The sequence below is a fragment of the Nostoc sp. genome (genome assembly GCF_036919595.1).
Classification (GTDB): domain Bacteria; phylum Cyanobacteriota; class Cyanobacteriia; order Cyanobacteriales; family Nostocaceae; genus Nostoc.
This window is the reverse complement of record NZ_JBALCO010000059.1, coordinates 20,465-27,224: the sequence shown is the minus strand read 5'-3', so window position 1 is coordinate 27,224 and position 6,760 is coordinate 20,465. Positions and strand designations below refer to the sequence as shown.

Here is a 6,760-nt window from a genome sequence, read left to right as displayed (position 1 = left end):
TCAAGCAATGGCTGAAGTTGTAAATTATATTACCGAGGATGATACTTTCGGTTGGTTCAATCACTGTGGTCTATTTACCTGAAAACTGCTGTAAGCCAGTTGTAACAGTGAAAGACTGTAAAGATCCAGCGATCGCCAAACAGTTGCATGAAAAAGCGCATCACCTGTGTTTTATTGCCAACTCAATGAACTTCCCTGTACGTTGTGAACCATCATTTGAGGCTGGCACACAACTTAACTGAATTATTGAACAAGAAGCTAGGGCTGGCTTGAAAATGACGATTATCCGTATGGCACAAGCAAGAGATGCTGAAGCGTTACTGGTTCTAGCCAAAACCTTGGCGACATCTTTCGTCGTTGACCCGAAGGCTTTTCGTGTCGCATTTTCAGAACTATTGTCTTCGCCGTCAGGTTACCTCGCTGTAGCTGAGGTAGACAAAGATATTATGGGTTATATTCTTGGCTTTGACCATTACACGTTCTATGCAAATGGGCGGGTGGCTTGGGTAGAGGAAATTATGGTTGACGCAGACTACCGAAAAATGGGAATTGGCAGATCACTGATGCAAAGCTTTGAAGGTTGGGCTACTGATCGAGGTGCCAAGCTTGTGGCATTGGCTACACGTCGGGCAGGGAACTTCTACAAGGCATTGGGCTATGAAGAGTCTGCAACCTACTGGCGAAAGCTGCTTTGAACGACGCGCAGCGGTGCCGCAGGCTACTGTCGAGGCGCAGAGAAGCCAGTGCGTTGGGCGGGTTCCCCGACTTGAAGCAACTGGCGCGACATAGAGGAAGAGAAAAGGCGATCGCATCGTGCTAATAATTAGACATTTGCTATTTCTGAGTTCATCATTCAAGCTGAGATATCCATAGATGGTGTTCGGAACTCCGAAGGTGGTGTTCGGAACTCGGAAGTTGGTGTTCGGAACTCGGAAATTGGTGTTCGGAACTCCGAAGGTGGTGTTAATAACTCGAAAGTTGGTGTTCGGAACTCGGAAATTGGTGTTCGGAACTCCGAAGGTGGTGTTAATAAATCGAAAGTTGGTGTTCGGAACTCCGAAGGTGGTGTTCAAAGCTTGGGTTTTGCCTTTCCCCTCATCTCAATTCAATCCCAGTTCTTCTTTCAAGGCCTCCGGCACATTAACTGCTGTCTGTAATCCCCGCACATCTTCCCACTGCTGCTTTTTACCCCAGGTCATTTTTTCCATATTGGCGTCGCTGAGGTCAGCACCGCCGAGAATGGCATAACTGAGGTTACTGTGGCTGAGATCCGCGCCGTTGAGGATAGCACCACTGAGGTTACTGCCACTGAGGTTAGCACTGTTAAGGTTGGCATAGCTGAAGTCTGTGCCGAAAAGGATAGCGTCGGTGAGGTCGGCACCACTGAGGTCGGCGTCGCTGAGAATCACCCCACTAAGGTCGGCGTCGTTGAGAGTTACCCGACTCAGGTCTACACCGCTGAGGTCTGCGCCTAAGAACATTGCACCGTTGAGTTTGGCGTTGTTAAGCTTGGCACCGTTAAGTTTAGCGTAGCTAAGGTCTGCGGCAACAAGGATGGCGTTGCTGAGGTTGGTACTGAAAAGAATTGTGTCACTTAGGTTAGTACCGTTGAGGATGGCGTGACTCAAATCAGCACCACTGAGGTCGGCGCGACAGAGGTCGGCATGGTTAAGGTTGGTGCTGCTAAGATTAGCTTCACTTAGATTCGCACCAAAAAGGATGGCGTTGCTGAGGTCAGCATGGCTGAGGTTGGTGCTGCTGAGGTCGGCGCGGTTGAGGTCGGCGTGGCTGAGGTCGGCGCGGCTGAGATTGGTACTGCTGAGGTCAGCGCGGTTAAGGTCGGCGCGGCTAAGGTTGGCACAGCTAAGGTTAGCACCGCTGAGGTTGGTGCTGCTGAGGTCGGCACCACTGAGGTTAGCACCAGTGAGGTTGGCACTGCTGAGATTAGCATCACCGAGGTTAGCACCGCTAAGGTTGGCACCGCTGAAGTTCACCCCAGTTAAGTTGGCATCGCCCAGGTAAGCATGGCTGAGGTCAGCACCCCTAAAGTCTGCCCCAGTGAGGTTAGCATCGCCCAGGTAAGCATTCCGAAAGTTGCCGCCTTTGAGGAATTGCCCAACTATACTGCTAAAATTACCAATTTCCAGGGCATCGCTATAGTTAATGATCCGCAGCAGTTGGGATGTGAAAAAATTGTCTGTGTCTGGTTGAGTAGATGGATAGAAGGTGATTTTTTGTTTGAGTTCATCTCGCTCTTTGGCGTAGCGATGTAACTCTAACAGTAAAATTAGTACGTTCAGCCCTGTATATATATCTACCTGTCTCAGCCCAAGAGCAATATTTTGTGCCGCCAACTTTAATCTTGTTTTCTGAGGCAGGTTATCATCTAGTGTCCCATCGATAAATTCTCCCTGACACCAGCGACGATAAAAATCTTCTAGCCGCCAGAAAAGTAGTTCTAGGCGAATTTTTTTACCTGTCACCAGTAATTCCATGAGTTCGTTGACTGTTTCTGGTTTCAGCGCTCCATTGCCCAGTAAATCATAAATCTCTTCATGCATCTGGCGATCGCCTACTCTCAAACAGAACTCTGATGGTAGCGTGCCCGATGTCTGATCACCTATCTTAGAAGTCAAACCGCTCTTTGATATTGTCCATTTTTTTAAGCTTTCTTGCAATCTTTGAAAGTATAAATCTGACTGCAAATTATCTTGAGCAAATTTAACGCTTTTGTCTGCTTTAATGCTTTTTCCTAAAGGTAAAACTGCTTCGGTTTCCACAGATGTGGTCTTTGGCATCTCTTGTGAACTTATATCCCTCACATAGTTTCTCAGCAGTTGCCAGACTTGAGATAAATATGTTGACATTTCTGTGTCCGTTGTTACATTTTAATTACTGTTTTGATAATCCTGAATTAAAAATTTTTCTGTACTAGTTTGCTTTTCATTGCCAAAAATTAATAGTATCAATAAATACTACACGAAAAATATCATGCGTTGGCGATATCTACGATGGGCTACACTGACGGCGTTCCTGGAGGGCGGTTTATCGCTAACCCGAAGTAACCTCAAGCTTCTTCTCCTGATGCAAATAAAGGATCATCGGAAAAATTATTTCAAAAATCAAGTAATTTCCCAAATTTGGTTAATCTGTTAGATTTTTTTCTCCAATATTTACTAGTGTGATGTAAAAATAATACTTCCTGTTTGTGAGAGATGCAATTGTTAGGAAAAATCCTCCAGTATAACAGTGTAACAAAGCTGAAAAATTACAACTAAAATTGAAGTCTAAAGTTTACTGCTTGATATAAAGCAACTGAGAGAATCGGTAAAAAGCTGGCTACATAGCTTTGCAAAAGTTAAAAATTAACTACGGTATAGTTATCGGGGGATTGATGCGATGAACAGATTAACCTTCTATATGATTTTGTTACATGGTTTGTTTTTAGGAATAGTAACGGCTAGCGCCAAGTCACCATCTGTGAATGTTGATACAGAATTGTCAGCCACCCATAAGACTGTGCGGGTTTTAGAAGCCGTCGTTACAGGCAGAGGTGAAGAGAAATCTAATAGTCAGTTAACCACAGAAACTTCTTCAACTGAAATCTCAGCTTTATCGTCAAAAAATATCAATATTTCCCAGAAACAGAGGCTACCGTCAGGGCAAGTTTGGGTAATTAATCAAAATAAACATGTACAGCCTCAACCGTTTATTTGGGTAGTAAAAGACCTTAACAAAGCAGCACAGCAACCATTTTTGCAAGTTGCAAAACCCCCAAACAAACCGAATTCAAAGCCTAATCCTAGTGCCAAACCACCAGCAAAGGATGATTTAGAGGCGTTTGCTGAAGTAATCAAAGGCACCCAAAAGTCAGGGGGACTGTTTACCCTTTATCGCAATAAAGAAAAGAATAAAATTTATTTAGAAATTAAGCCAGAGCAACTCAATAAAAATTACCTAGCTACAGCAACCCTGGAATCAGGGATTGGCGAACGGGGTATTTACAGCGGTATGCCTTTGCAAGATTTTTTGTTTTATTTCCAACGGGTGGATGATAAATTAAACTTTGTGATTCGCAATGTCAATTTTCGCACTCGTGAAGGAGATCCTCAAGTGCGATCGTTGGTGCGATCGTTTAGTGACTCTGTTCTTTACACCGTTTCCATTAAAAGCATTCATCCACAACGCAAAACTCTTCTCATCGACTTGGGCGATTTATTACTGACAGACTTAGGTGGATTATCTGCAAGTTTAGGAGTCCCAGCTACCACAGACCAGTCCTATTTTGGTACTGCTAAAGCTTTTCCCCAAAACTTAGAAATAGAGTCAGTTTTGAATTTCTCTGGTGGCCCTGGCCACGAGAGTGAAGTACCAAACTTTGCGTCACTACCTGACAGCCGTGGCTTTACCCTGCGCGTTCACTATAGTCTCTCCCTACTACCTGATAAAGATTATCGACCGCGCCTTGCTGACGATCGCATCGGCTATTTTATCACCGCCTACCAAGATTTATCCAAAGATGATCAAGGCGATTCTTTTGTCCGTTACATCAATCGCTGGGACTTAGAAAAACAAGACCCAAAAGCAGTAATTTCTCGCCCCAAAAAACCGATTGTCTTCTGGATTGATAACGCTGTGCCTTTAGAGTACCGCGATGCGATGAAAGAAGGCGTCCTGATGTGGAACAAAGCCTTTCTCAAGGCGGGATTCAAAGATGCAATTGAAGTCCGCCAAATGCCCGATGATGCCACATGGGACCCAGCAGATATTCGTTACAACACGATTCGCTGGATTAACACAGTTGATGGTTATTTTGCAATGGGGCCATCCCGCGTTAACCCATTGACTGGGGAAATTTTGGATGCAGACATTCTCGTAGATGCCAGCTTTGTGCGGGTACTCAAGAATGAGTATCGCAAAATCGTCCAACCTAGCCAGACACAAAATCAGACTACTCTATCAGCTTTGATGCAAAATCGTCTACTTTGCGCCAATGGTTTAGATGCCAAAAACAATGGCGTCCCTCAGCAGATGCAAGGGCAACAAGGATTGTTGAGTAGTTTATCGAAAATGGCAGGCGAATACGATTTATGCTATGGGATGGAAGCTGCTAACCAGTTTGCCTTTGGTTCACTGGCAATGTCACTACTGCCAGATACCACGGCCACTCCAGACCAGGTGAAAGAATATATCAATCAATATTTACGTTTAATCATCGCTCACGAAGTTGGACATACTCTTGGTTTACGCCATAACTTCCGTGGTAGTACCCTGCTAGCACCACAGGAGATGAATAATACGGAAATAACCAAAACTAAAGGTCTGACAAGTTCCGTAATGGACTACATTCCCCCAAATATTGCTCCTCAGGGTACAAAACAGGGAGATTATTTTCCCAGCATGGTGGGGCCTTATGATGAATGGGCAATTAAGTACGGCTACATACCAATTCAAACATCAACTCCCATAGCAGAAAAGCCAATTTTGGAGCAAATTGCTGCACAATCCTACAAGCCAGAGTTGAGTTATTCCACAGATGAAGATGTGTATGACCTTGACCCAACTGCCGATGCTTGGGATAACAGCAGCAATGTACTGCTTTATTCTCAGTGGCAGTTGAATAATTCGCGGGTGATGTGGGAACGTCTCGATCAGCGTTATCCAATGGCTGGTGATAGTTACAGCGATGTGAGCGAACGTTTTAGCACAATATTGGGTAACTATTTCCAGCAAATATTTTACACGACAAAATATATCGGGGGACAGTCTTTCTATCGCATTCACCCTAGCGAAATCCCCTCTGGAGTTAGCCAACACCGATTACCATTTGAACCAATACCAGTTGAAGAACAACGGCAGGCTTTAGAAACGCTACAAAAGTACGTGTTTGCAGAAGATGCCCTGAGTTTTTCACCAGAACTACTGAATAAATTAGCACCTTCGCGTTGGCGACATTGGGGTGCTTCTCCCCAAGTTGGTCGTTTAGATTTTCCAATTCATGACTTGGTGCAACTCATTCAGGGTTCTGTGTTGCGAGATTTACTCTCAGGCGATCGCCTCTCTCGCCTCAAGGATATTGAACTCAAAACGAAGCCAGAAAATGCACTAACTCTGCCAGAACTATTTGACACTTTGCAATCAGGTATCTGGACAGAAGTAATCAAACCAAAAGGTAAACCGATGAAGATTTCTAGTTTACGGCGAGGCTTGCAGCGGCAATATCTGGATATTTTGACTGGTATGGTGTTGCGAAAAGAATCTGTTCCAGAAGATGCTCGGACTCTAGCTTGGTATAAACTCAAACAGCTTGATAATAAACTCAAGGGAGTTAATTCCGAGGATGAATACACCAAAGCGCATTTACTAGAAACGCGCGATCGCATTGAGAAAGTCTTGAATGCGCCGTTGCAAGGTAATTAAAAAAGTTAGGAGTTAGAAGTTAATAGTAAAATTCTTAACTCCTCTTCTTCCATGATTTTGGCAAAATAAATTTAGATAGGACTTACGCAGCAATGACGGAAATACGTTACCTTTGCATAAGTCCTGTTGTTGCCTAAGTCTGATTAAATTTACAATTGAGGTGGGATATATACAGGCACGAATTGCTAATGACATTGCAAAACTTGCAAAAACAGGTGCTACAATTATCGACTAGTGAACGTTGGCAATTAGTCCAAACCTTGCTGGAATCCTTACGGCGTGAAGCCGGATATTAGCCAGTGAATAAATACGCCGAAATACAGTTAATGCTCCTCACTCA

At 44.2% G+C, this 6,760-nt stretch carries 4 protein-coding genes; 3 read left to right on the top strand and 1 reads right to left on the bottom strand.

The window, feature by feature from the left end; genetic code table 11:
- Positions 1-38 precede the first annotated feature (38 nt).
- The gene (locus V7K21_RS07660) at positions 39-242 is read left to right on the top strand and encodes an OsmC family protein (RefSeq protein WP_335173005.1); all 204 of its coding nucleotides are present in this window, start codon (positions 39-41) and stop codon (positions 240-242) included.
- A 33-nt stretch (positions 243-275) separates the two neighbouring features.
- Positions 276-695 (top strand): GNAT family N-acetyltransferase, encoded by a 420-nt coding sequence (locus tag V7K21_RS07655; protein WP_335173003.1) that lies wholly within the window; start codon positions 276-278, stop codon positions 693-695.
- Between the two features lie 405 nt (positions 696-1,100).
- Here the strand turns inward: V7K21_RS07655 and V7K21_RS07650 are convergent, their stop codons facing one another.
- Entirely contained in the window at positions 1,101-2,867 is a 1,767-nt protein-coding gene (locus V7K21_RS07650) for a pentapeptide repeat-containing protein (protein WP_335173002.1), read from the bottom strand.
- Positions 2,868-3,399: 532 nt separating this feature from the next.
- Here V7K21_RS07650 and V7K21_RS07645 point away from each other — a divergent pair.
- Positions 3,400-6,420 (top strand): zinc-dependent metalloprotease, encoded by a 3,021-nt coding sequence (locus V7K21_RS07645; RefSeq protein WP_335173000.1) that lies wholly within the window; start codon positions 3,400-3,402, stop codon positions 6,418-6,420.
- The last annotated feature ends 340 nt before the right edge of the window (positions 6,421-6,760 follow it).

Coding starts and splice junctions, on each gene's coding strand:
- V7K21_RS07645 (WP_335173000.1), top strand. CDS start 3,400: ATGAACAGATTAACCTTCTATATGATTTTGTTACATGGTTTGTTTTTA.
- V7K21_RS07650 (WP_335173002.1), bottom strand. CDS start 2,867: ATGTCAACATATTTATCTCAAGTCTGGCAACTGCTGAGAAACTATGTG.
- V7K21_RS07655 (WP_335173003.1), top strand. CDS start 276: ATGACGATTATCCGTATGGCACAAGCAAGAGATGCTGAAGCGTTACTG.
- V7K21_RS07660 (WP_335173005.1), top strand. CDS start 39: ATGATACTTTCGGTTGGTTCAATCACTGTGGTCTATTTACCTGAAAAC.